This is a genomic window from Kitasatospora sp. NPDC059722, from assembly GCF_042733235.1.
In the GTDB taxonomy this organism is placed as follows: domain Bacteria; phylum Actinomycetota; class Actinomycetes; order Streptomycetales; family Streptomycetaceae; genus Kitasatospora.
In genome coordinates this window covers 13,003-34,575 of sequence record NZ_JBHWGD010000041.1, presented here as the reverse complement: position 1 = coordinate 34,575, position 21,573 = coordinate 13,003, and the positions used below count along the sequence as shown (strand labels likewise).

At 72.6% G+C, this 21,573-nt stretch carries 20 protein-coding genes; 10 read left to right on the top strand and 10 right to left on the bottom strand.

Going from position 1 to position 21,573, the window contains the following annotated elements:
• Nucleotides 1-43: 43 nt before the first annotated feature.
• Nucleotides 44-847, bottom strand: a complete 804-nt coding sequence (locus ACFV4F_RS24790) for an SURF1 family protein (RefSeq protein ID WP_380505489.1) — start codon at nucleotides 845-847, stop codon at nucleotides 44-46.
• Nucleotides 848-878: 31 nt separating this feature from the next.
• Nucleotides 879-1,862: a DEDDh family exonuclease gene (locus ACFV4F_RS24785; RefSeq protein ID WP_380499163.1), complete on the bottom strand. Its 984-nt coding sequence runs from the start codon at nucleotides 1,860-1,862 to the stop codon at nucleotides 879-881.
• Nucleotides 1,863-1,987: 125 nt separating this feature from the next.
• Here ACFV4F_RS24785 and ACFV4F_RS24780 point away from each other — a divergent pair, with 125 nt between their 5' ends.
• The 4 genes from ACFV4F_RS24780 (at nucleotide 1,988) to moaA (ending at nucleotide 6,344) form a co-directional block, all read left to right on the top strand.
• Entirely contained in the window at nucleotides 1,988-3,031 is a 1,044-nt protein-coding gene (locus ACFV4F_RS24780) for a zinc-dependent alcohol dehydrogenase family protein (RefSeq protein ID WP_380505487.1), read from the top strand.
• A gap of 279 nt (nucleotides 3,032-3,310) precedes the next feature.
• A complete protein-coding gene (locus ACFV4F_RS24775; protein ID WP_380445092.1) occupies nucleotides 3,311-3,667 on the top strand; it encodes a DUF485 domain-containing protein in 357 nt (118 codons plus the stop codon).
• The gene (locus ACFV4F_RS24770; protein WP_380445091.1) at nucleotides 3,664-5,274 is read left to right on the top strand and encodes a cation acetate symporter; all 1,611 of its coding nucleotides are present in this window, start codon (nucleotides 3,664-3,666) and stop codon (nucleotides 5,272-5,274) included. The genes ACFV4F_RS24775 and ACFV4F_RS24770 overlap by 4 nt, the downstream gene beginning before the upstream one ends.
• A gap of 80 nt (nucleotides 5,275-5,354) precedes the next feature.
• Nucleotides 5,355-6,344 carry a GTP 3',8-cyclase MoaA gene (gene moaA / locus ACFV4F_RS24765; RefSeq protein ID WP_380445090.1) on the top strand — a complete coding sequence of 330 codons (990 nt, stop codon included), beginning with the start codon at nucleotides 5,355-5,357 and terminating at the stop codon, nucleotides 6,342-6,344.
• 17 nt (nucleotides 6,345-6,361) lie between these two features.
• On the opposite strand, the gene ACFV4F_RS24760 is transcribed toward moaA, so the two are convergent.
• From ACFV4F_RS24760 to ACFV4F_RS24735, 6 genes are all read right to left on the bottom strand, one after another.
• Nucleotides 6,362-6,580: a hypothetical protein gene (locus tag ACFV4F_RS24760; RefSeq protein WP_380505484.1), complete on the bottom strand. Its 219-nt coding sequence runs from the start codon at nucleotides 6,578-6,580 to the stop codon at nucleotides 6,362-6,364.
• Between the two features lie 288 nt (nucleotides 6,581-6,868).
• Nucleotides 6,869-7,252: a DUF3099 domain-containing protein gene (locus tag ACFV4F_RS24755; protein ID WP_380446248.1), complete on the bottom strand. Its 384-nt coding sequence runs from the start codon at nucleotides 7,250-7,252 to the stop codon at nucleotides 6,869-6,871.
• A 113-nt stretch (nucleotides 7,253-7,365) separates the two neighbouring features.
• Nucleotides 7,366-7,914: an RNA 2'-phosphotransferase gene (locus ACFV4F_RS24750; RefSeq protein ID WP_380446253.1), complete on the bottom strand. Its 549-nt coding sequence runs from the start codon at nucleotides 7,912-7,914 to the stop codon at nucleotides 7,366-7,368.
• 32 nt (nucleotides 7,915-7,946) lie between these two features.
• Entirely contained in the window at nucleotides 7,947-9,344 is a 1,398-nt protein-coding gene (locus ACFV4F_RS24745) for a metallopeptidase TldD-related protein (RefSeq protein WP_380505481.1), read from the bottom strand.
• The gene (locus ACFV4F_RS24740) at nucleotides 9,341-10,945 is read right to left on the bottom strand and encodes a TldD/PmbA family protein (RefSeq protein ID WP_380446246.1); all 1,605 of its coding nucleotides are present in this window, start codon (nucleotides 10,943-10,945) and stop codon (nucleotides 9,341-9,343) included. The genes ACFV4F_RS24745 and ACFV4F_RS24740 overlap by 4 nt, the downstream gene beginning before the upstream one ends.
• 128 nt (nucleotides 10,946-11,073) lie before the next feature.
• A complete protein-coding gene (locus ACFV4F_RS24735; RefSeq protein WP_380446245.1) occupies nucleotides 11,074-12,219 on the bottom strand; it encodes an MBL fold metallo-hydrolase in 1,146 nt (381 codons plus the stop codon).
• 296 nt (nucleotides 12,220-12,515) lie between these two features.
• On the opposite strand from ACFV4F_RS24735, the gene fabG reads away from it, so the two are divergent.
• Entirely contained in the window at nucleotides 12,516-13,235 is a 720-nt protein-coding gene (gene fabG / locus ACFV4F_RS24730) for a 3-oxoacyl-[acyl-carrier-protein] reductase (protein ID WP_380446244.1), read from the top strand.
• A gap of 2 nt (nucleotides 13,236-13,237) precedes the next feature.
• Nucleotides 13,238-14,005, top strand: coding sequence for an enoyl-ACP reductase FabI (gene fabI, locus ACFV4F_RS24725; RefSeq protein ID WP_329926381.1), 768 nt, complete (start codon nucleotides 13,238-13,240; stop codon nucleotides 14,003-14,005).
• A gap of 143 nt (nucleotides 14,006-14,148) precedes the next feature.
• On the opposite strand, the gene ACFV4F_RS24720 is transcribed toward fabI, so the two are convergent.
• On the bottom strand, nucleotides 14,149-14,823 hold the full coding sequence (locus tag ACFV4F_RS24720) for a FadR/GntR family transcriptional regulator (protein ID WP_380446243.1): 675 nt from the start codon (nucleotides 14,821-14,823) through the stop codon (nucleotides 14,149-14,151).
• 131 nt (nucleotides 14,824-14,954) lie between these two features.
• Here ACFV4F_RS24720 and ACFV4F_RS24715 point away from each other — a divergent pair, with 131 nt between their 5' ends.
• The 3 genes from ACFV4F_RS24715 to ACFV4F_RS24705 all read left to right on the top strand — a co-directional run bounded on the left by ACFV4F_RS24715 (nucleotide 14,955) and on the right by ACFV4F_RS24705 (nucleotide 17,168).
• Nucleotides 14,955-16,238, top strand: coding sequence for a CynX/NimT family MFS transporter (locus ACFV4F_RS24715; protein ID WP_380446242.1), 1,284 nt, complete (start codon nucleotides 14,955-14,957; stop codon nucleotides 16,236-16,238).
• A gap of 134 nt (nucleotides 16,239-16,372) precedes the next feature.
• Nucleotides 16,373-16,495 carry an SGM_5486 family transporter-associated protein gene (locus ACFV4F_RS24710; protein WP_380446241.1) on the top strand — a complete coding sequence of 41 codons (123 nt, stop codon included), beginning with the start codon at nucleotides 16,373-16,375 and terminating at the stop codon, nucleotides 16,493-16,495.
• Between the two features lie 145 nt (nucleotides 16,496-16,640).
• Nucleotides 16,641-17,168: a SixA phosphatase family protein gene (locus ACFV4F_RS24705; protein WP_380446240.1), complete on the top strand. Its 528-nt coding sequence runs from the start codon at nucleotides 16,641-16,643 to the stop codon at nucleotides 17,166-17,168.
• A gap of 112 nt (nucleotides 17,169-17,280) precedes the next feature.
• Here ACFV4F_RS24705 and serB read toward each other — a convergent pair whose 3' ends face one another.
• Entirely contained in the window at nucleotides 17,281-18,537 is a 1,257-nt protein-coding gene (gene serB / locus ACFV4F_RS24700; protein WP_380446239.1) for a phosphoserine phosphatase SerB, read from the bottom strand.
• Nucleotides 18,538-18,849: 312 nt separating this feature from the next.
• Here serB and ACFV4F_RS24695 point away from each other — a divergent pair, with 312 nt between their 5' ends.
• A complete protein-coding gene (locus ACFV4F_RS24695; protein WP_380446238.1) occupies nucleotides 18,850-21,447 on the top strand; it encodes an FHA domain-containing protein in 2,598 nt (865 codons plus the stop codon).
• Nucleotides 21,448-21,573 lie beyond the last annotated feature (126 nt).

Below are 21,573 nucleotides of genomic sequence, written 5' to 3'. Positions count from 1 at the left end.
CGCGCCCGACCTCAAGCGCGCCCGACCTCGGGCGGGGACGGTCTCAGACGGGGACGGTCTCCGCGGCGGCCTCGGGTTCGGCCTGCTGCCTGGCGCGGTCCTTGGCCTCGCGGCGGATCAGGATCCACACGCCGACCGGGATCATCGAGGTGAACAGCCACCACTGGATCGCGTAGGCCATGTGCGGGCCGATGTCGGAGTGGTCGGGGTCGGGGATCAGCGCGGGCTGGGCGGCCGGGGCCGGGGTGGTGCCGGTGAGCTCCAGGTAGCCGCCGAGCAGGGGGACGCCGGTCTCCTTGGCCTGCTGCTCGGTGTTGATCAGGTTGAACTGGCGGTCGGGCAGGCCGGCCCGGTCCTTGACGAAACCGCCGCTGCCCTTGACCGTCTCGTCGGCGCGCATCCGGCCGGTGACGGTGACCTCGCCGTTCGGGGCCGCCGGGACGGGCGGGTACTCGGTGGCGGTGTCACCGGAGGCGACCCAGCCGCGGTTGACCAGGACGGTGCCCTTGCCGTCCGACAGCTTCAGCGGGGTCACGACGAAGTAGCCGATGGTCCCGTTGGAGTCGGTCCGCTTGCGGACCACGAACTCGTGCGCCGGGTCGTACTGGCCGGCGGCCGTCACCGCGCGCCAGGTGAGGTCCGAGGGGACCGCGAAGCCCGCGGTCGGCGACAGGCTGTCGAACGGCTCCGGCTGGGCGGTGAGCGCCTTGGCGATCAGCTCGTTGCGGGCCACCCGCGCCTCGTGACGGTGCAGCTGCCAGAAACCCAGCTTGATCGTCGTGGGGATCAGCAGCAGCGCGATCAGCAGGGTGATCAGCCATTGCCGGGTCAGCAGAAAACGGTACACATGGGAACCGTACGCCGACCTCACAGGCGCCTCACGCACCGGGGTGCGGGGCGACCTCGCGCAGCAGCTGGAGGAAGGCGTCCTCGCCGACGACCGGGGTGCCCACCTCGCGGGCCTTGCGCGCCTTGCCGCTCCAGCTGTTCGGCTCGTTGGTGACGAGGAGGCTGGTGAGCCGGCTCACCGAGCCGGCGATGTGCAGGCCGGCCTCGGCGGCGCGGTCCTCCAGCAGCTCGCGGTCGGTGGCGGTGTCGCCGGTGAACGCCACCCGCATGCCCTGGACCAGCGGCTTGCCGTCCTCCCAGCGCCCCGGGTTCGGGTACGGGCACGGCGGGCGCTTCTTGGCCTGGCGGTAGGCGGCGCCGGTCCAGCCGCTGCGGCCGGGGGCGGCGGGCTCGTCCTCGCCGAGGTCGGTGACCGCGACGCAGGTCTGCAGGGGCAGCGGGACGCCGCCCAGGCGCGCCAGGTGCAGGCTGGGGCGGAACGCCTCGGCGAGCACGCGGGCGTCGTCCAGGGCGTTGTGGGCCTGGCGCTGCTGGACGCCGAAGTGCGCGGCGAGCGAGGAGAGCTTGCCGTTGGGCAGCGGCAGGCGCAGGTCGCGGGAGAGGACCATGGTGCAGATCCGCTGGTCGACCGGGGCGCGGCGGCCGGCCCGGGAGAACTCGCGGGAGATCATGTTCCAGTCGAAGAGCGCGTTGTGGGCGACCAGGACGCGGTCCGCGAGGCGGGTGGCGAACTCGTCGGCGATCTCCGGGAAGGTCGGGGCGCCGGAGAGCAGCTGGGCGGTGAGGCCGTGGATCCAGACCGGGCCCGGGTCCCGCTCGGGGTTGACCAGGGTGTACCAGTGGTCGGTGATCTCGCCGTCCGGGTCCAGCTGGTAGACGCCCGCGGAGATGACGCGGTCCGAGCGGCCGAGGCCGGTGGTCTCGACGTCCACCACGGCGAAGCCCCCGTCGAGGGTGGCGGTGCGCTGGGCCGGGAGGTGCACGCCGTGCGTCTCGGGCTGGATCGGTTGCATGGTCCAACAGGATAAGCGCCGATCGGGTGGCGTCCGGCCGAAATGTTCAGGTGGGGCGGTCGGAATAGAGTGTTCCGCATAGGCGTCGTACATGCGGCCGACCCCGTAGACAAGGACGAAAATCCATGCGCGCCACCGTCATCCACGGCCCCAACGACATCCGGATCGAAGAGGTCCCCGACCCGGTGGTCCGCCAGCCGACGGACGCCGTGGTCCGGGTCCTGAACGCCTGCATCTGCGGCAGCGACCTCTGGGCCTACCGCGGGGTCGCGCAGCGCGTGGCCGGGCAGCGGATCGGCCACGAGTTCCTGGGCGTCGTCGAGGAGGCCGGCGCCGAGGTGCGCGGCTTCGCGAAGGGCGACCTCGTCGTGGCGCCGTTCGTCTGGTCGGACGGCACCTGTGAGTTCTGTCTCGAAGGCCTCCAGACCTCCTGCCCGCACGGCGGCTTCTGGGGCCAGGTGGGCTCGGACGGCGGCCAGGGTGAGGCGGTCCGGGTGCCGTTCGCGGACGGGACGCTGGTCGGGCTGCCGAAGGAGGCGGCCGGCGACGAGAAGCTGCTGCCCGGCCTGCTCGCACTGTCGGACGTGATGTCCACCGGACACCACGCGGCCGTCTCGGCGCGGGTGCGTCCGGGTGCGACGGTCGCCGTGGTCGGCGACGGCGCGGTGGGCCTGTGCGGAGTGCTGGCGGCGCACCGGCTCGGCGCGGGCCGGATCATCGCGCTCGGCCGGCACCCCGCCCGCACGGACCTCGCCCGGCGCTTCGGCGCGACGGACGTGGTGGCCGAGCGCGGCGACGCGGCCGTGGAAGCCGTGAAGGAGCTGACCGGCGGACTGGGCGCGCACGCGGTGCTGGAGGCCGTCGGCACCGAGGAGTCGATGCGCACGGCCGTCTCGATCACCCGCGACGGCGGCGCGGTGGGCTACGTCGGGGTGCCGCACGGCGGGAGCGCCGGCGTCGATATCGGCCAGATGTTCGGTCGCAACGTTTCGCTGAGCGGCGGGGTGGCGCCGGCCCGCGCCTACATCCCCGAGCTGCTGCCCGACGTCCTCTCGGGCGCCATCGAGCCGGGCCTGGTGTTCGACCGGACGGTCGGACTGGCGGAGGTCCCGGACGGTTACCGGGCGATGGACGACCGCTCGGCCCTGAAGGTCCGGATCGCCTTCTGACGGTCCCGCTCGAACCCGAGAGATCGTCACGAGGGGCGCCACCGTTGGACGGTGGCGCCCCTCAGTCGTGGGGCGAGGCGGTCCCGAAGTGACGCCAGTGGTGGTTTTCGGCCAATTGGATAGTGCGAGGGGGTGAACAGGCGGCCGATCGCAGTCAACCCCTTCCGGGGCGGGCACGACGCTCCTAGCATTGCGCGGCGCGCATACGGATTGTGACGCCCCTCACGTCCGACCGTCCGCCTTGTGCGACCGCTACGCCGAAGGAGTGAGGAGTACAGCGTGGAATCGCCGCCGATCACCACTGCCCCTACGGATGTCCAACTCATCGACGAGAGCCAGGAGTTCCGGGCCCTGCGGAGTTCCTTCCGGAACTTCGCCTTCCCGGTCACCATCGGCTTCGTGCTGTGGTACCTGCTCTACATCCTGCTCTCCAGCTACGCGCCCGGTCTGATGGGCACCAAGGTCGTCGGGCACATCAACGTCGCACTGGTGCTGGGGCTGCTGCAGTTCGTCACCACCTTCGCCATCGCGGCGTGGTACGCCCGGTACGCGGACCGGCGGATCGACCCGCCCGCCGCCGCGATCCGCGAGGCCCACGGCGCCGTCGTCCATGCCCCCCGGGAGTCCGCCGAATGATCCTGCTCGCCAGCTCCGCCACCGAGCACCGCGGACTCACGATGACCCTGTTCGGGTTCTTCGTGCTGCTCACGCTCGGCATCACCGTCTGGGCCGGCCGGCAGACCAAGGACGCCGCCGACTTCTACGCCGGCGGCCGGGGCTTCACCGGCTTCCAGAACGGCCTGGCCATCTCCGGCGACTACATGTCCGCCGCGTCCTTCCTCGGCATCGCCGGCGCCATCGCCCTCTCCGGGTACGACGGCTTCCTGTACTCGATCGGGTTCCTGGTGGCCTGGCTGGTCGCCCTGCTCCTGATCGCCGAGCCGCTGCGCAACGCCGGCCGCTACACCATGGCGGACGTGCTCGCGTTCCGGATGAAGCAGCGCCCGGTGCGCACCGCCGCGGGCGTCTCCACGATCATCGTGTCGATCTTCTACCTGCTCGCCCAGATGGTCGGCGCCGGGACGCTGGTCGCCCTGCTGCTCGGCGTCAGCGGGGAGGGCGCCAAGCGCTGGACCATCGTCGCGGTCGGCGCGCTGATGGTCGTCTACGTCGTGATAGGGGGCATGAAGGGCACCACCTGGGTGCAGATCGTCAAGGCCGTGCTGCTGATCGCCGGTACCGCGCTGATGACCGTCCTGGTGCTCGCCAAGTACCACTTCAACCCGTCCGAGCTGCTCGGCGCCGCCGCCAGCGCGAGCGGCAAGGGCGCGGCCTTCCTCGAACCCGGGCTGAAGTACGGCGTCAGCGGCACCACCAAGCTCGACTTCATCAGCCTCGGGATCGCGCTGGTGCTCGGCACCGCCGGCCTGCCGCACATCCTCGTCCGCTTCTACACCGTGCCCACCGCCAAGGCGGCGCGGAAGTCGGTGCTCTGGGCGATCGGCATCATCGGCGTCTTCTACCTGATGACGCTGGCGCTCGGCTTCGGCGCGGCGGCGCTCGTCGGGCCCAAGGCGATCAAGGCGGCCAACGCGGCGGGCAACACCGCGGCGCCGCAGCTGGCCGAGTCGCTCGGCGGCGGCGCGGGCTCCACCGGGGGCGCGATCCTGCTCGCGGTGATCTCCGCGGTCGCCTTCGCCACCATCCTCGCCGTCGTCGCCGGCCTCACCCTGGCCTCCTCGGCCTCCTTCGCGCACGACCTCTACGCCAACGTGATCCGGCGCGGCCGGGCCACCGAGAAGGAGGAGGTGCTCTCGGCGAAGTGGGCCGCCGTCGCGATCGGCGCGGTGGCCATCGTGCTCAGCCTCTTCGCCGGCAAGCTCAACACCGCGGCCCTGGTCGCCCTGGCCTTCGCGGTGGCCGCCTCGGCGAACCTGCCGACGCTGCTCTACTCGCTGTTCTGGAAGCGCTTCACCACGGCCGGCGCCGTCGCCTCCGTCTACGCGGGCCTGATCAGCTCGGTGCTGCTGGTGATCTTCTCGCCGGTGGTCTCCGGCGCGAAGACCTCGCTCTTCCCGGACTCGGACTTCCACTGGTTCCCGCTGGAGAACCCCGGCCTGGTCTCCATCCCGATCGGCTTCCTGGCCGGCTGGATCGGCACCCTGCTGTCCAAGGAAAGCCCCGACCCGGCGAAGTACGCTGAACTGGAGGTCCGCTCGCTGACCGGACTGGGCGCCCACTGATCACCGCGCGATGACTATGCTGGCCCGGCCCCGCCGCGACGGTGGGCCGGGCCGGCCGCATTACTGGTGAAGGGACCGCCGTGCTACTCGACACGTTCGGACGACAGGCCGTCGACCTGCGCGTCTCCCTCACCGACCGGTGCAACCTGCGCTGCACGTACTGCATGCCCGAGGAGGGGCTGCAGTGGCTCGGCAAGCCCGACCTGCTCACCGACGAGGAGATCGTCCGGCTGGTCACGATCGCGGTGCGCGACCTCGGCGTGCGGGAGGTGCGCTTCACCGGCGGCGAGCCGCTGCTGCGCCCCGGGCTCGTCGCGATCGTCGCCGCGTGCGGCGAACTGGAGCCGCGCCCGGAGATCTCGCTCACGACCAACGGGATAGGCCTGGCCCGCACCGCGACGGCGCTGCGCGAGGCCGGGCTCGACCGCGTCAACGTCTCCCTGGACACCCTCGACCCCGAGGTGTTCTTCACGCTCACCCGCCGCAAGCGCCACCAGGACGTCCTGGACGGGCTGGCCGCCGCCGAGGCCGCCGGGCTGACCCCGGTGAAGCTGAACGCGGTGCTGATGCGCGGGGTCAACGACCACGAGGCGCCCGACCTGCTCGCCTGGTGCCTGGAGCGCGGCTACGAGCTGCGGTTCATCGAGCAGATGCCGCTGGACGCCCAGCACGGCTGGGACCGCACGTCGATGATCACCGCCGAGGAGATCCTCGACCGGCTCGCCGCGCGCTTCGCGCTCGCCCCGGAGCCCTCCGCGCGCCGGGGCGCCGCGCCGGCCGAACGCTGGCTGGTGGACGGCGGCCCGGCCCGGGTCGGCGTGATCGCCTCCGTCACGCGCCCCTTCTGCCGCGCCTGCGACCGCACCCGGCTCACCGCCGACGGCCAGGTGCGCAACTGCCTCTTCGCGACCGGGGAGACGGACCTGCGCACCGCCCTGCGCACGGGCGCCGACGACGCCGAGATCGGCGCCCTGTGGCGGGCGGCGATGTGGGGGAAGAAGGCGGGCGCGGGGATCGACGACCCGGAGTTCCACCAGCCCGACCGGCCGATGTCGGCGATCGGGGGCTAGCGGCTAGTGCTGTGGCACTAGTCCGCCTGAGAGGTCCAGTCGGCGAAGGCGACGACCTCCTTGAGGAAGCCGCGCACGCCCAGGAACTGGGACAGGTGCTCGCGGTGCTCGTCGCACGCGAGCCAGGTCTTGCGACGGTCCGGGGTGTGCAGCTTGGGGTTGTTCCACACCAGCACCCAGCCGGCGTCCGCCCGGCAGCCCTTGGCGGAGCAGATCGGCGTCTGCGGGGTGTCCATCGGGCCGTCCTCGGGGCTTGGCGGGGGTTGTGCACCGCCAGTCTTTCACGGGCCCTTCCGCACACCGGCGGCCGGGGATCCCGGCGCGGCCCGGGGCGGGCATGGCGACGCCGGGCAGCCACGGGGGGAGCCGCCCGGCGTCGGTCCGTCGCTCCGACGGGGGATGCGGAGCGCGTACGCAGTATGTCACGCCGAGACCCCGGTTTGGGGAGGTCTTGCATGATTAATCTGAGGTTCTTTTGAGCTTTCGCCGAGTCAAACCATCGTGAACGTGGAGGACCCGGACAGTCAGCTCCCGCTCTGTGAAGGATCGGTGGGAGACTTCTTTGCCTCTCCTGTACCGGCCGCCGCACCCGCCCCACCCGTACCACCGGGGCCGAGCATCAGCGGGGTGTCGAGCGGGATGTCGAAGGTGCTCGGCAGACCCGGCGCCCGCTCCCGTCCGGCGTTGGCGATCAGCACCGCGAAGTACGGCAGCAGCACGCCGCCCGCGAGCGCGCCGACCGCCAGCCAGCGCTGCACGTCCCACAGCACCACGGCCAGCAGCACGCAGACCGTCCGCAGCAGCATCGAGGCCACGTAGCGGCGCTGCCGCCCGCGGACGTCCTCGGTGAGGCTGCTGCGCGCCCCCGTGATCCGGTGGACCTGCCCGCCGTCCGCGCTCTTGCCCATGTCCTACCGTCCTCGTCGGAGCACCCGCGCGTCCGGCCGCGCGGCCAATTCACCGTACGCCGCACCCCGGCCGAGGACGAGACCGGGGCGGGCGGACACGCGCGACGGGTCCGTCAGGGCCGCCGGGAGAGGTACTGCGGGGGGACGGCGCCGGTGAGCCAGACGCCGTTCTCGCTGATCCGGAACTCGTGGCCGTCCGCCACCATCGCGGCGGCGTTCACGGTGAGCACGACCGGACGGCCGTGCCGGGAGCCGACCCGGGTGGCCGTCTCGGTGTCCGCCGAGAGGTGGACGTCCTGGCGGGCCATCGGGCGCAGGCCCTCGTGGAAGATCGCCGCCAGGTGCCGGTCGGCGGTGCCGTGGTAGAGCACCGGGGGCGGCACGGCGGCGGCCAGACCGAGGTCGACCGCCACCGTGTGGCCCTGGTTGGCGCGGATCGAGAGACCGTCGGCGGAGTAGCCGAACCGGCGCTTGTTGTTCGTCGCGACGATGTGGTCCAGGTCGGCCCTGCTCAGCCGGTTGCCCTTCGCCGCGAGGGCGGCGAGGAGCAGGTCGATCCGCACCCAGCCGGCCTCGTCGAGGGTGATCCCGACCCACCCGGGCTCGTGCCGCAGGATGCGCGACAGCATCTTGCTCGTCTTGACCAGCCGCTTCTCGTCCATCATGTCTCTCGTATCCCCCCGTCGGCCAGTGGCTATGAGGCCTGGCTGACCGAACTCATGTTGAAGTCCGCGACACGCACGGGTGGCATCGCGGTGCGGGTGAACCAGTCGCTCCACTCGCGCGGCAGGCACCGCTCGGTGCGGCCCGCCTCGGTGATCCGGCCGAGCAGGTCGACCGGCGACTCGTTGAACCGGAAGTTGTTGACCGCGCCGACCACCTCGCCGTTCTCGACCAGGTAGACGCCGTCCCGGGTGAGGCCGGTGAGCAGCAGCGTCGCCGGGTCCACCTCGCGGATGTACCAGAGGCAGGTGAGCAGCAGGCCGCGCTCGGTGCGGGCGATCATCTCGTCCAGCGTCGGCGCGGCGTCCTGGTCGGCCGTCTCCAGCACCAGGTTGTCGACGGCCGGGCGCAGCGGCAGGCCGGTGAGGCCGGCCGCGTGGCGGGAGGTGACCAGGTCGGTCAGCACGCCCTCGCGGATCCACTCGGTGGCGCTGATCGGCAGGCCGTTGTCGAACACCGAGACGTCGCCGCCGGTGGCGTGCGCGAGGACGAACGGCGTGGCCTCCAGGCCGGGTTCGCGCGGGTCGGCGCGCAGCGTCAGCGGCAGCGCGGCGAGCTCGTCGCCGACGCGGGTGCCGCCGCCCGGCTTGGAGAAGACCGTGCGGCCCTCGTGGGCGTCCCGGCCGCCGGCGGACCAGTGCAGGTAGACCATGAGGTCGGCGACGGCCGAGGGCGGCAGCAGCGTCTCGTAGCGGCCGGCCGGGAGGTCCACCGTGCGGGCGCCCCAGCCCAGGCGCTTGGTCAGTTCGGCGTGCAGGGCGGTGACGTCGACGTCGGTGAAGTCCCGGGTGGCGGCGCCGACCCAGGCCGAGCCGGACAGGTCGGCGGTCTTGGCGTTGATCTCGACCATGCCGGTCGGCTGGTCGTGGCGCAGCCGCAGGCCGGTGGAGGTGCCCAGGTAGCTGGTGGTCACCTCGTGCCGGGCGAAGCCGTAGAGCAGTTCGCCCCGGGCGGCGGCGCGGGCGAAGGCCTCGCCGAGGGCCGGGCCGAAGTCCGCGAAGACGTCGATCGAGGTCTCGGCGGGCGGCTGGTCGAAGTGCGGCGAGGCCGGCAGGCCGGCGGCCAGCTGCTGGGCGTCCTCGGCCGGTCCGGCGGCGCGGGCGGCCTCCTCGGCGGCCCGGACGAGGCTCTCGACCTCGTCCGCGGTGACGGCCTCGCGCGAGACCACGCCGGAGGCGGTGCCCTCGGCGCCGGCCACGGTGGCGATCACGGTGAGGCGGCGGCCGCGGGTGACTCCGTTGGTGGTCAGCGCGTTGCCGGCCCAGCGGAGGTTGGCGGTGGACTCCTCGTCGGCGATCACCACGCAGCCGTCGGCGCGGGAGAGGCCGAGTGCGAGCTCGACGAGTTCGTGGGGCTGCGTCGCGGTCATCGGTGACCCGCCTCCTGCTGGGTGTTGAGCACGTTGACGTTGCGGAACAGCGCGGACGGGCAGCCGTGGCTGACCGCCGCGACCTGACCGGGCTGGGCCTTGCCGCAGTTGAAGGCGCCGCCGAGGACGTAGGTCTGCGGGCCGCCGACGGCCGTCATCGAGCCCCAGAAGTCGGTGGTGGTCGCCTGGTAGGCGAAGTCCTTGACCTGGCCCGCGAGTTCGCCGTTCCTGATGGCGTAGGCGCGCTGCCCGGTGAACTGGAAGTTGTAGCGCTGCATGTCGATGGACCAGGAGCGGTCCCCGACGATGTAGAGGCCGTTCTCGACGCCCGCGAACAGGCCCTCGGTGTCCGGGCCGTCGGCGGCGGGCCGCAGCGAGACGTTGGCCATCCGCTGCACCGGGACGTGCGCGGGGGAGTCCGCGAAGGCGCAGCCGTTGGAGCGCTCGAAGCCCTTGAGCTTCGCCATGCCGCGGTCGAGCTGGTAGCCGACCAGGACGCCGTCCTTGACGAGGTCCCAGGACTGCGTGGCGACGCCCTCGTCGTCGTAGCCGATGGTCGACAGGCCGTGCTCGGCGGTGCGGTCGCCGGTGACGTGCATCAGCTCGGAGCCGTACTTGAGCGAGCCGAGCTTGTCGAAGGTGGCGAAGGAGGTGCCGGCGTAGGCGGCCTCGTAGCCGAGGGCGCGGTCCAGCTCGGTGGCGTGGCCGATCGACTCGTGGATGGTCAGCCAGAGGTTGGACGGGTCGATGACGAGGTCGTAGCGGCCCGCCTCGACGCTCGGGGCCTTCATCTTCTCGGCCAGCAGGACGGGCAGTTCGGCGAGTTCGGCGTCCCAGTCCCAGCCGGTGCCCCTCGGGCTCCGTCCATCGGGGGACGACCCCCGGACCCCCGTGAGGTATTCGAAGCCGCGGCCGACCGGCGGGGCCAGGGTGCGCATCGAGTCGAAGGCGCCCGTGCGCTCGTCCACCGAGGTGGCCTCCAGCGTCGGGTGCACGCGGATGCGCTGCTGGGTGGTGACGGTGCCGGCGGTGTCCGCGTAGAACTTGTTCTCCTGGACGGTCAGCAGGCTCGCCTGGACGTGCGAGACGCCCTCGGCGGCCAGCAGCCGCGAGCTCCACCCGGCGAGCAGGGCGGTCTTCTCGGCGTCCGGCACGTCGAAGGGGTTGACCTCGTAGGAGGACACCCAGGTGACGTCCCGGTGGACCGGCTCCGGTGCGAGCTCGACCCGCTCGGCGGAGCCGGCCGCGCGGCTGATCCCGCCGGACAGCCGGGCCACCGCCACGGCCTGCCCGGCGACCCGCGCCGCCGCGTCGGTGGTGAGGTCCACTCCGGCGGCGAAGCCCCAGGCGCCGTCCAGCAGCACGCGGACGGCGAAGCCGAGCTGCACGCTGTCGGAGGTGCCGGCCGGGCGGGCGTCGCGCAGCCGCCAGGAGGCGCTGCGGACCCGCTCCAGGCGGAAGTCGGCGTGTTCGGCGCCGAGTTCACGGGCCCGGGTGAGCGCGGCGTCGGCGAGGGCGCGCAGCGGGTAGGCGAGGAACAGCGGATCGACGGCGCGCCCGTGGGGGACGCCGGCGCTGTCGGCCGGAGGGATCGGAGGCAAGCGAGCTCCCTGGTCGCGGGGGGTGGCGGTGCGGCGCCGCACAGGGGCGCCCGCACCGCATCATTTCCCGTCCACGCACTTTCGGCCAGCGCATTTGCCCGGCGCCGCCCCGGCGGTCCGGCGGGGCGTCAGGCGACGGTCTCCCACCAACCGTCCAGCTCGGGCGGGTTGTCGACGTCGACGCGCTCGCCGGGGCGCGGCACGGCGAGCGGGACGGCCTGGGCCTTGGCCTCCTTCAGGAGCCGCTCGACCGGTTCGGCCCACGGGTGCAGCCCGAGGTTGAAGGTGCACCAGTGGACGGGCACGAGCAGGCCGGCGCGCAGGTCCCGGTGGGCGAGGACGGCGTCCTCGGGCGTCATGTGGATGTCCGCCCAGGCCGTGTCGTAGGCGCCGATCTGGACGAGGGCGGCGTCGAACGGGCCGTGCTGCTCGCCGATCCGGGCGTAGCCCTCGAAGTAGCCGGAGTCGCCGGTGTAGAAGACCTTGCGGGTGGGGCCGGCGATCACCCACGAGCCCCACAGGGTGGTGTTGCGGGTCAGGCCGCGGCCGGAGAAGTGGTGCGCGGAGGTGAGGGTGAGTACGAGCTCGCCGAGCGTGCAGGTCTCGTCCCAGTCCAGCTCGATGATCCGGTGCTCGGGCACGCCCCACCGGCGCAGGTGGCCGCCGATGCCGAGCGGCACCGCGAACGGCGCGGACTGGGTGTGCACCAGGCGCTTGACCGTCGCCATGTCGAGGTGGTCGTAGTGGTCGTGCGAGATGAGCACGGCGTCGACCTGGGGGAGCTCCTCCAGCCCGACCGGCACGGGGTGCAGCCGCTTGGGGCCGACGTGCGCGGAGGGCGAGCAGCGGTCGCTCCAGACCGGGTCGAGCAGGACGCGCGAGCCCTCGATCTCCACGAGCGCGGAGGCGTGCCCGTACCAGGTGATCTCCACGCCCTCGGCGGCCGGACGCGGGCCGTCGGCGGGGCGCACGAGCGGCACCGGCTGCGCCGGGACGCGGCCCTCGCGCTGGAAGACCATGCGGCGGACGGTGTCGCCGTCGATGCTGGGGGCGGACGCCGCGCGGGCGAGGGTGGACGGCGCGTTGTGGAAGACGCCGTCGCGGTACTGCGGGGAGTCGCGCACCCGCTCCTCGCGCTCGCCGTCCGGCCGGCGTCCGAACGCGGCCGGGAGATCGCGCAGCGACCAGGCGGCGGCGCCCGCGACCGCGGCCAGGGCGGTGAGGGCCAGCAGCCGTCCGCGTCGGTGGGTGCTCCCGGGCTGTGCCTTGGTCATGCGCCCTGCCTCTTCGTTCCTCGCCGGGACTCTTTCGGGGAGAGGGTACGGCCGGCCCCGGGTCGTCCCGTACAACGGGTGGCAACGGGCGCACCGGCCCGGGTGTTCCCGTCCGCGCGCCCGGCCGGCCCGCGGGGTGCTCCCGGGCAGGCCGGGCGCGGATTGTCGGATTGCCACAGTTCCTTCGGTGAGGCGCTGTGGGAGACCGATTCGCCGACGGCGCCGGGCGCCGGATACGGTCACACTGCGTGCGCATCCAGCCGCACGCGCACCCCCTTACGGAGAGAGGTGGATCGTTGAGCCGCTCGGTTCTCGTCACCGGAGGAAACCGGGGCATCGGCCTCGCGATCGCCCTGGCCTTCGCCGAGGCGGGCGACAAGGTCGCCATCACCAGCCGCTCGGGCGAGGTGCCTGAGGCCCTGGAGAAGTACGACGTCCTCGCGGTGCGCTGCGACATCACCGACGCCGCCCAGGTGGACGCCGCCTTCACCGAGATCGAGCAGAAGCACGGCGGCGTCGAGGTGCTGGTCGCCAACGCGGGCATCACCAACGACACCCTGCTGCTGCGCATGTCCGAGGAGGACTTCACGTCCGTCCTCGACACCAACCTCACCGGGGCGTTCCGGGTGGTCAAGCGCGCCTCCAAGCTGATGATGCGGGCGCGCAAGGGCCGCGTGATCCTGATCTCGTCCGTGGTCGGCCTCTCCGGCTCGCCGGGCCAGGCCAACTACGCCGCCTCCAAGGCCGGCCTGGTCGGCTTCGCCCGGTCGCTGGCGCGCGAGCTCGGCGCCCGCAACATCACCGTCAACGTGGTCGCCCCCGGCTTCGTCGACACCGACATGACCGCCGTGCTCAGCGACGAGCGCCGCAAGGAGATCGTCTCGGGCGTGCCGCTGGGCCGCTACGCGGCGCCCGCCGAGGTCGCGTCCACCGTGCGGTTCCTCGGTTCGGACGAGGCCGCGTACATCACCGGAGCCGTCATTCCCGTCGACGGCGGATTGGGCATGGGTCACTGATCATGAGTGGAATCCTCGAGGGCAAGCGGATCCTCATCACCGGGGTGCTGATGGAGTCCTCCATCGCCTTCCACACCGCGAAGCTCGCCCAGGAGCAGGGCGCGGAGATCATCCTCACCGCCTTCCCCCGCCCGAGCCTGACCGAGCGCATCGCCAAGAAGCTGCCGAAGCCGGTCAAGGTCCTGGAGCTGGACGTCTCCAGCCCGGAGCAGCTGGCCGGCATCGCCGACCAGGTCCGCGAGACCCTGCCGACCCTGGACGGCATCGTCCACTCGATCGGCTTCGCCCCGCAGGACGCCCTGGGCGGCAACTTCCTGGACACCCCGTGGGAGTCCGTGGCCACCGCGATGCACGTCTCCGCGTACTCGCTGAAGTCGCTCACCATGGCGCTGCTGCCGCTGATGCAGGACGGCGGCTCGGTCGTCGGCCTGACCTTCGACGCGCAGTACGCGTGGCCGCAGTACGACTGGATGGGCCCGGCCAAGGCCGCCCTGGAGTCGACCAACCGCTACCTGGCCCGTTACCTGGGCGCGCGGGACATCCGCTGCAACCTGATCTCGGCGGGCCCGATCGGCTCGATGGCCGCCAAGTCCATCCCGGGCTTCGGCGAGCTGGCCGACACCTGGAACCAGCGCTCCCCGCTGAAGTGGGACCTGAGCGACCCGGAGCCGGCCGGCCGCGGCGTCGTCGCGCTGCTGTCGGACTGGTTCCCGAAGACCACCGGCGAGATCGTCCACGTCGACGGCGGTCTGCACGCCATCGGCGCCTGAGGCGCCCGCTCCACCGACGCCGCTGCCCGGCACCCCTCCGCGGGGGTGCCGGGCAGCGGCGTTCTCCGGCCTTCCCGGCGTTCTCCGGCCTTCCCGGCGTTCTCCGGTCCCGGCGTTCTCCGTGCTTCCCCGTGGCGGGCGGATCAGGCGTCGGCGGTGCCGCAGGCCCCGATCGCCCGGCCGGCCTCGACGGAGGCGCGCTGGGCGTCGCCGGCCCGGATCGCGTCGAGGATCGTGTCGTGGCCGATGTAGCGCTCGGCGATCAGCTCGGGGCCGACGTCGTGCCGCAGGTGGGCGCGGGTCACCTCGCCGAGGTCGGCGTAGACGGCGGCCAGCACGTCGTTGTGGGCGGCGGCGACCACGGCCTGGTGGAAGGCGGCGTCGGCCTGGACGAAGTCCTCGGCGTCGCCGGAGTGCCAGGCGGCCTCGCGGCGGGCCAGCGCGGCGTCCAGGAGGCCGAGGTCGCGCGGGGTGCGGCGGACGGCCGCCAGGCCCGCGGCGGAGGTCTCCAGGGCCGCGCGCAGCTCGGCGACCTGCGCCTGGTCGGCGTCGGCGAAGCGGCGGTGCATGACGCCGGCGAGCTCGCTGGTGGCGAGGACGTAGGTGCCCGAGCCCTGGCGGATGTCGAGCAGCCCGTTGTGGGCGAGGGCGCGGACGGCCTCGCGGACGGTGTTGCGCGCGACGCCGAGCTGTTCGACCAGGGCGGCCTCGGTCGGGATGCGCGAGCCGACGGGCCACTCGCCGGAGGTGATCTGGGCGCGCAACTGCGCGATCACCTGGTCGGACAGCGGGGTGCGCCTCGGCGAGGACAGCGCCACGGGGGACTCCTAGCGGCTTCGGGGCGGTGGACGGGGCCCGGTGGACTCCGGCGGGCCGGTGGATGAACGGTCGGCACATCATGCCAATTCCGTGGTGCGTCAATTCATCCCATCATTCTATGATGGTGCCCATGCCTCCCGCAGCAGACACCACCACCACCCCCCGAACCGAGGTGCGGCCGCAGACCGAGCGGCCCACCGCCACCCCCAGCCCCCTCGTCGTCGGACTGTTCGCCGTCGCGATCGCCGCCGCCGCCTTCAACCTCCGTCCCGTCGTCACCAGCCTCGGGCCACTGCTCGACCAGGTCCGCTCCGGCCTCGGGATGAACGCCACGGTCGCCGGACTGCTCACCGCCGTGCCGTCGCTGTGCTTCGGCCTGTTCGGCTTCGCCGCGCCCACGATGGCCCGCCGGATCGGCCCGATCGCGGTGATCACCGCCGGCATGGGCGCGATCACCGCGGGCGTGCTGGCCCGCTCCTTCGCCGGCGGCACCGCGGTCTTCCTGCTGCTCACCGCGCTCGCGCTGGCCGGTGTCGCGGTCTCCAACGTGCTGATCCCGGTGGTGATCAAGCGCTACTTCCCGGCCAAGGTCGGTCCGATGATCGGCCTGTACTCCATGTCGCTGTCGGCCGGCACCGCCCTGGCCGCCGCCGTCACCGTGCCGCTGACCAGCGCCCTGGGCGGCGACTGGCGCTACGGCCTCGGCGTCTGGGCCGTCCTCGGCGCCGTGGCGCTGGTGCTCTGGACCGTCGTCGCCGTGGCCAAGCGCGAGCGCGGCGGGAAGGCGGGCGGGCCCGCCGCCGACAAGCTGCCGATCACCCGTAGCCGGACGGCCTGGGCGATGGCCTGCTTCTTCGGCCTCCAGGCCACCGGCGCCTACGTGGTCATGGGCTGGCTGCCGAAGATCTTCCAGGACGCCGGCGTCGACAAGGGCACCTCGGGCGTGCTGCTCGCGGTGACCATGGTGATCGGCGTGCCGGTCTCCTTCGTCCTGCCCAACCTGGCCGCCCGGCGCGGCGACCAGCGGCTGTTCGTCGTCGTGCTGGCCTCCTGCGGCATCGCCGGGTACGCCGGGCTCGCGCTCGCCCCGGCCGCGCTGCCGTGGGTGTGGGCCGTCCTGGTGGGCCTGTCCAACTGCGCGTTCCCGCTGGTGCTGACGATGATCGGGCTGCGCGCCCGGACCGCGGGCGGCGTCGCCCAGCTGTCCGCCTTCGCCCAGGGCGTCGGCTACCTGATCTCCATCCCGGGCCCGATCCTGATCGGCCGGATCTACCAGGTGACGGGCCAGTGGTACTGGCCGCTCGGCTTCCTCGCGCTGCTGCTGGTGCCGCAGATGCTGTTCGGCCTGCGGGCCGCGATGGCCCGGCACATCGAGGACGAGGCCCTGGCGCCGAAGGTGCCGGCCAAGGCCTAGAGGTTCGTCCACCTTCCCCGGCCCGTCGCCCGGTCGGCTCTGTGCGGCGGGGCCGGGCCGGGGAAGGTCAAGGGCCGGCCAAGGGCGAGGGGGCGGGGGTCGGCGGGCGCGTCCGGGGTGGGAGAATTCCGGACATGCCCGTTCTCGAACCGAACCCGACCGACGGCCGCAAGCAGCTCGGCCGCATCGCCCTGGCGTTTGCCGGCATCGTGGTGCTCGTGGCGATCATCGCCACGATCGCCGCCGGCATGGGCTGACCGGCTCCGCGACCCGGCCCGGGCCCCGGCCGTCCGGCGGGAGAACTCCCGGTGAACGGCGCATGATGGCACCCGCCACCCCTGGGAGTGGCGGCAACCGGGAGCGTCGCGCCCCCGGACGGCTTTTCTGCCAAGCTTGCTGGGTATGAGCGCCGACACGCCCCGCAGGATCATCGTTCTCCGCCACGCCAAGGCCGACTGGCCCAACGGCGTCGACGACCACGAGCGGCCGCTGGCCGACCGGGGCCGCAACCAGGCCCCGGACGCCGGCCGCTGGCTGGCCGACTCCGGGATCAACCCCGACTTCGTGCTCTGCTCCACCGCCCTGCGCACCCGCGAGACGTGGAAGCTGGCGGCGCACGAGCTGCCCAAGCGGACCCGCAGGACCGTGTACGAGGAGCGGATCTACGAGGCCAGCCCGGGCGAGATCATCGCCGTCCTCCACGAGACCCCGGAGGAGTACGCGGACGTGGTGCTGGTCGGGCACAACCCGGGCGTGCTGGGTCTGACCCAGGTGCTGGCCGGCGACGCGGGCGACCCGGACGCGCTGGACCGGCTGCGGCTCGGCGGCTTCCCCACGGCGGCGATCGCGGTGCTCAGCTTCGGCGGCTCCTGGAAGGACGTCGAGCCGGGCGTGGCCGAGCTGGTCTCCTACCACACGCCGCAGGACTGACGCCCGGACGTCTCCTTCGACGGGAGCGACGGGAGCGACGTGAGGGGCCCGCGGACTCGGTCCGCGCGCCCCTCACCTTCGTCTCCGGCCGACCGTGCGGGCCTTCGGCGGACTACTCGGCCGGGCCGCCGTCGACGGTGTCGGCCGCCTCGACCTCCTCGCGGGTGATGCCGAGCAGGTACAGCACGGTGTCCAGGAACGGCACGTTCACCGCGGTGTCGGCGGCCTCGCGCACCACCGGCTTGGCGTTGAACGCCACCCCGAGGCCGGCCGCGTTCAGCATGTCGAGGTCGTTGGCGCCGTCGCCGATCGCGACCGTCTGCTCCAGCGGCACCTTGGCCTGCTCGGCGAACCGGGCCAGCCAGCGGGCCTTGCCCGCGCGGTCCACGATCTCGCCGACCACCCGGCCGGTGAACTTGCCGTCCGCCACCTCCAGGGTGTTGGCCGCCGCGAAGTCCAGCCCCAGCTGCTCCACCAGGTGGTCGGTGACCTGCGTGAACCCGCCGGACACGATCGCCACCTGGAAGCCCAGGCGCTGCAGCGTGCGGATCAGGGTGCGCGCCCCCGGCGTGAACCGGACCTCCGCGCGCACCTTCTCCGTCACCGAGGCGTCCAGCCCGGCCAGCAGCGCCACCCGGGCGCGCAGCGACTCGGCGAAGTCCAGCTCGCCGCGCATCGCCGCCGCCGTCACCTCGGCGACCTCCTCCTCGCAGCCCGCGTGCGCCGCGAAGAGCTCGATCACCTCGTCCTGGATGAGCGTCGAGTCGACGTCCATCACCACCAGGCGCTTGGCGCGGCGCTCCAGGCCGGCCGCGACCACGGCGACGTCGACCCGCTGGGCCGCCGCCTCCTGGGCCAGCTCGCCGCGCAGCTCGTCGGTGGCGACACCGGACACGGCCAGCTCGACCGCCGTCACCGGGTACTTGGCGAGGCGGAAGACGCGGTCGATGTTGCCGCCCGCCGCGGTGATCCGGGAGGTGAGCGCCGAGACCGCGGCGGCGGTCAGCGGGTGGCCCAGCACCGTCACGTGCGAGCGGCCCTCGCGGCGCGGCCGGTTGTCGCCGATGCCGGAGATGATCTCGGCCTGGAGCTTCTGCTCCTCCGACCAGCGGTGCACGGTGGCCCGCAGGCCGCCCTCGGCGCCGGGCGCGGTGGGCGGGGTGACCAGGGCGCACAGCGTGATCCGGCCACGCGTGACGACCTGCTCGATGTCGATCACGTCGACGCCGAAGCCGGCCAGGGTGGCGAAGAGGCCGGCCGTGATGCCGGGGCGGTCCTTGCCGAACACCTTGACGAGCAGGGTGCGCTCGTCCTCGGTCCGGGGCTGCGAGGCGGGGGAAGGCTCAGCGGCCAAGGGCGATGCGTTCATGGTGGGTCCCACGCTACCGGGCGGGAAGGGCCCGCAGGGCACCCGTCCACCCCCCGGACGCACGGGTCGGGGGTGCCCGGAGCGCGTGTGCGGGAACCGGCCGACGTGCAGGTGACGGGGAGGTGGCGTGGGGGTGCGGCGAAGCCCGGGACACCGCGCCGTCCGCGAATCGTTGCCGCCTGGTCACAGTCCCCAGGGGCGACTTTCGTCAACGGTCCGTCGGCTGGAATGATTCCCCCGTCAGTTACAGGAAGTACGCACCCCCGGCCGGGGGACACAATCGGGGGACCGAGAGAGCGGGGCAGGCGAGCAGTGCCGCAACTCGTCATTGAGATCAACGGACAGCAGCGGACTCTGGAGCCGGGGCGGTCCTACACCATCGGGCGCAACCCGCAGTCGGACTTCCCGTTCGACGACGCGCGGGTCTCCTGGCACCACGGGACCATGTCCTTCAACGGGACCGGCTGGCAGCTGGACGACCACGGCAGCACCAACGGCACGTACGTCGCCGGTGCCCGGACCCAGCAGGCCCAGCTGTTCCCAGGCGCCGTCGTCAACCTCGGCAACCCGGAGAACGGCCCGCGCCTCTCCTTCTCGGCACCCGTCCAGTCCGCCGCCCCGCAGGCGCCCGCCTGGCACGAGGCCGCCACCAGCCGCAGCAACGCGCCGGCGCCGCAGCAGGCCGCGCAGCAGCAGGCGTGGGGGCAGCAGGCCCAGGACCCGTACCAGCAGCAGTCCGAGCCGTGGGCCGCGCAGCAGCAGGGCGGCTTGCCGCAGCAGCAGGCCGCGCAGCCGCCGTTCCCGCAGCAGCAGGGCTTCCCCGCCCAGCAGCAGGGCTTCACGCCCCAGCCCCAGCCGCCGCACGGCGGTGGTGGTGGTGGCGGCCCGCAGCCGACGATGATCCGCAACCTGACGTCCGCGATGCGCACCGTCCGGATCGGCCGCGCGCTCGACAACGACATCGTGGTCTCCGACCTCCAGGTCTCCCGCCACCACGCCGAGCTGCGCCAACTGCCCGACGGCCGCTACGAGATCGTCGACCTCGGCAGCCACAACGGCATCTTCCTCAACGGCCAGCAGGTGCAGCGCCAGCTGATGGGCCCGCAGGACCGGCTGACCGTCGGCCACTCCAGCTTCGTGCTGGTCGGCGACCAGCTGCAGGAGTTCGTCGACGACGGCGCGGTCTCCTTCTCCGCCCGCCACCTGACCGTCGAGGTCGAGCACAAGGGCGCGAAGAAGATCCTGCTCAACGACGTCAGCTTCGGCGTCCCGGAGAAGTCCCTGGTCGCCGTCATCGGCCCGTCCGGCTCCGGCAAGTCGACCCTGCTGCGCGCCCTCACCGGCTACCGCCCGGCCGACCGCGGCGAGGTGCTGTACGACGGCCGCAACCTCTACAAGCAGTTCGCCGAACTCCGCTCCCGCATCGGCCTGGTGCCGCAGTCGGAGATCCTGCACCGCGAGCTGACCGTCCGCAAGGGCCTCAAGTACGCGGCCCAGCTGCGCTTCCCCGGCGACACCGAGGCCCGCGAGCGCGACGCCCGGATCGACGAGGTGCTCTACGAGCTGCGCCTGGACAAGCGCGCCGACAACAAGATCACCGCGCTCTCCGGCGGCCAGCAGAAGCGCGTCTCGGTCGCCCTGGAGCTGCTCACCAAGCCGTCGCTGATCTTCCTGGACGAGCCCACCTCGGGCCTCGACCCGGGCATGGACCGCGAGGTCATGCAGATGCTGCGCGGCCTGGCCGACGACGGCCGCACGATCCTCGTCGTCACCCACTCGGTGGCCGAACTGGCGCTCTGCGACCGCCTGCTGGTGATGGCGCCGGGCGGTTCGGTGGCCTACTTCGGCCCGCCGGACGAGGCGCTGCACTTCTTCGGCTACGAGACCTGGGCGGACGTCTTCCAGGCCTTCGAGAACTACCCGGACCACGACTGGGCCGGCCGCTACCGCGGTTCGGTGCACTACCAGCAGTACTCCGCCCCGACCGTCGAGGCGGGCGAGGTCCAGCACGTCCAGGTCGCCCAGGAGGCCATCAAGCCGCCCAAGCCGCAGAGCTGGGGCTCGCAGCTGTGGACCCTGATGCGCCGCTACATGTCGGTGCTGGCCTCGGACCGCGGCTTCCTCGCGCTGTCGGTGCTGCTGCCCGCGGTCATCGGCGCGGTCAGCGTGCTGATCCCCAACGAACCGGGGCTCGCTCCGAACCCCAAGTCGCAGCTCCACCTCAACAACGGGGCCGCGACGATCCTGCTGATCCTCGCGATCGGCGCCTGCTTCTCCGGCGCGGCCAACTCGGTCCGCGAACTGATCAAGGAACGGGCGATCTACGAACGGGAACGGGCCACCGGCCTGTCCCGCTCGGCGTACATGATGTCCAAGATCATCGTGCTGGGCATCTTCAGCGTGATCCAGGGCGCGATCATCTCCGCCGTCGGCTTCCTGCCGCGCAAGCTGCCCGCGCACGGTCTGATCGTCGCGAACACCCCGCTCGTCGAGATGACGATCGGCATGATCCTGCTGAGCTTCGCCGCGATGATGTTCGGCCTGATGATCTCCGCGCTGGTCAAGACCGCCGAGAAGACCATGCCGCTGCTGGTCATGTTCGCCATCATCCAGGTCGTCTTCACCGGCTGCCTCTTCCAGATCTTCGGCAAGCCCGGCCTGGAGCAGGTCGCCTGGCTGATGCCGGCCCGCTGGGGCACCGGCATCGTGGCCACCACGCTCGACCTGTCGCACCTCATGGGCCCCTGGAACAAGGACTTCCAGAACCCGAACTACGACCCGCTGTGGACGCACTCCGTCGCGCAGTGGTCGATCGACGCCGGCGTGCTGGTCGCCATCTCGGTCGTCATCGGCATCATCGTGACGCGCCTCCAGCGCCGGCACGAGCCCGAGGTCATGCAGAAGGGCTGAGGCCCGCGCCTGTCCGCCTGAGGGGCGGCTCTCCCGACCGGGAGGGCCGCCCCTCTTCGCGTTCCGGTCCTCGCGTTGCGGTTTTTTGCGCTCCGGTCTTCGAGTGGCGGGTCCTCGCGTTGCGGT